The following is a 2,604-nucleotide window of genomic DNA, read 5'->3' as shown; positions in this document are numbered from 1 at the left end:
TCATGGAGCGTTTCATGGAAAATCCCCCTAATCTAGCAACGGTTTAGAGTCTACTAGATTGGGGGGACGGGGGCCAAGCCGATAAAGGTAATTAACCATCAGCTATTTAATCAGACAAACATGCTGATTGATCTCGGCCGGATTTGAATAGTTGTAGATAGACGAAATCTGATTGGCGGGCGATGAGGAGTGCCACATCTTATTATCACGGGGATTGTCGCCCCAGAAAAACCCGATATGGCAATCGACGTTAGGAGCAGTCTTAAAGAATATGACGTCGCCCTTTCTTGCCAACCCGCTATTCAGCAGATCCTGCACCTTGTTGAACTCATAAACCTTTGAGCCGGAATCAATCGCATAACCGTAAAAACGCCAAGCATTGATATAGCTACCGCCACCGGGGCCTCCAGCCCAAGGAGAATGGTTATTATTTGCGGCTACCGCTGCAAGATTGCCGCCGCATTTCGACCATGCGTGGGCGACAAAACCGGTGCAATTCATACCAGAGTATCCATCCCAACGCCTCTCACCATTGGGATAGGTGCAGGTAGGAATAGAGAATCCAGTGGAATATGGAGTCCCGACGTAGTAGCCGTCATATTGATGTTGGGTAAGCCAAGTAACGAGTCTGATCCGCGGAACGCCAATCACTTTCTCATCAGCAACGTCTCTGTACGCGCCCTCCGTGGGGCCCGGTGCCGCCGAGCCCTTCGCGAGGATGCGGACCTGGAGCGCCTCGACGCGGTAGCCGATGCCGGTCGTGCCGGCGCGGGCCCCGTCGCTGGCCCAGCCGAGCCAGCCGTAGTCCTGCACGTAGGCGCGGTACCACACGTCGTAGTACTCGGAGAGGCCCCCGGTCAGGCGCATCTTGACGCACTCGACCGCCCTGCCCTGGCCGGTGGTGCCGGCCACGGCGCCGCCCGAGACCTCGTCCTGCCAGCCGACGCCGGAGACGTGGGCGCTGTAGGACAGGCCGCCGGAGACCGGCGAGGAGACCTCGGCCGTGATCGCCTCGACGGCGCGGGACTGGCCGGTGGTGCCGGCGGTGCCGCCGTTGCCGACGGCGGCCTGCCAGCCGACGCCCGAGACGTGGGCCCTGAGGCTGAGCGAGGGGACGGAGAGCTCGGCGGGGGCGCCCGACGAGGGGGCGTCGCCGCCCTTCTCGACGAGGACGACCTGGAGCGCCTCAGCCTGGACGCCGAGGCCCTCGGTGCCCGCGGCCTCGCCGTCCTTGGCCCAGCCGAGCCAGCCGTAGCCCGCCGCGTGGACGCGGTACCAGACGTCGTAGGAATCGGAGACGGGGCCGGAGAGGGACACCCTCACGGCCTGGACGGCGCGGCCCTGCCCCACCGTGCCGGCGTAGGAGGGGGCGGGGGCGGCGTCCTGCCAGCCGATGCCGGCCACGTGGGCCGCGACGGAGACGGAGCTCCCCTCGCCCGCCCCCTCGAGGGAGGCGCGCACCGCCTGGAGCGCGAGGCCCCTGCCGGTCGTGCCGACGTCCTCGCCGCCGCCCACCGCCTGCAGCCAGCCGCGCTCCGCGACATGGCCCTGCAGGACGAGCGCCGGACCGGAAGCGGCGCCGGAGACGAAGGCCCCCTCGGTCGGGCCGGGGGCGGCGCCGCCCTTCGCGACGAGGGCGACCTGGACTGCGGTGAGGCCCGAGGCGCCCGACTCGACGCCGGAGGGCTCACCGGAGCTCGCCCAGCCGGTCCAGCCGCGCGCGGAGTCACAGGAACGGTACCAGACGTCGTAGCGCTCCGCGAGGCCGCCGGACAGCCCGAAGCGGACGGCCTTGAGCTGCAGCCCGCCGCCCGAGGCGCCTAGCTGCGCCCCGTCGGAGCTGGGCTCCCCCTGCCAGCCGGAGCCGAGCAGGAGGCCGCGGTAGCTGACCGACCCGTCGGACTCGAGGTTGTCGACGGTCGCGGCGACGGAGCCCAGCACGGGGCCGCCCTCGGAGCCGAGCGTCAGGACCCCGCCGGAGAACGACGAGCCCGCCGGCGAGCCGGAGACGGAGAGAGCCGAGCCGGACAGGCGCTCACCGGCGCCGCGGAAGGCGCCGCCGGCCGGGCCCGGCGCGGCGCCGCCCTTGGGGACGAGCACGACCTGGACGGCCTGGACGGCCTTCGCCAGGCCCACCGTGCCCGCGGACGCGCCGTCCTTGGCCCAGCCGAGCCAACCGTAGTCGGAGCAGTGCACGCGGTACCACACGTCGTAGGACGAGGCGGCCCCACCGGAGAGCCTGAACTGGAGCGCCTCGACCGCCAGGGAGCGCCCGGTGGTGCCGGCGGCGCCCGAGGTCCAGCCCTGCCAGCCGACGTTCGAGACGTGGGCCCTCACCTCGAGGGAGGAGGAGCCGTGCCCGTACCAGGACACGGAGCCCGAGAGGGCCTCGAGGGCGCGGCCCTGCCCGGTGGTGCCGGCCACGGCGCCGTCCGAGACGGCGCCCTGCCAGCCGATGCCGGCGACGTGGGCGCGGTAGGAGACCGAGGGGGGCTCGGAGGACCTGTCGACGAAGGGCGTGGAGGTGTCGCCCGGGGCGGGGTCGCCCTTGGGCAGGACCGCGACCTGGACGGCCTGGACGGCGCGGCCGTAGCCCGCCGAGCC

At 69.9% G+C, this 2,604-nt stretch carries 1 protein-coding gene and 1 pseudogene; both read right to left on the bottom strand.

The features are described 5' to 3' along the window. Positions 1-102 precede the first annotated feature (102 nt). A complete protein-coding gene (locus GPK42_RS04750; protein ID WP_338404331.1) occupies positions 103-1,941 on the bottom strand; it encodes a hypothetical protein in 1,839 nt (612 codons plus the stop codon). A 162-nt stretch (positions 1,942-2,103) separates the two neighbouring features. Beyond that, positions 2,104-2,457: pseudogene (locus tag GPK42_RS10210) on the bottom strand (C39 family peptidase); the annotation flags it as partial. Between the last annotated feature and the right edge of the window lie 147 nt (positions 2,458-2,604).

Source organism: Collinsella aerofaciens, assembly GCF_018785265.1.
Classification (GTDB): Bacteria; Actinomycetota; Coriobacteriia; order Coriobacteriales; family Coriobacteriaceae; genus Collinsella; species Collinsella aerofaciens_AI.
This window is presented reverse-complemented; position numbering and strand designations above follow the sequence as displayed.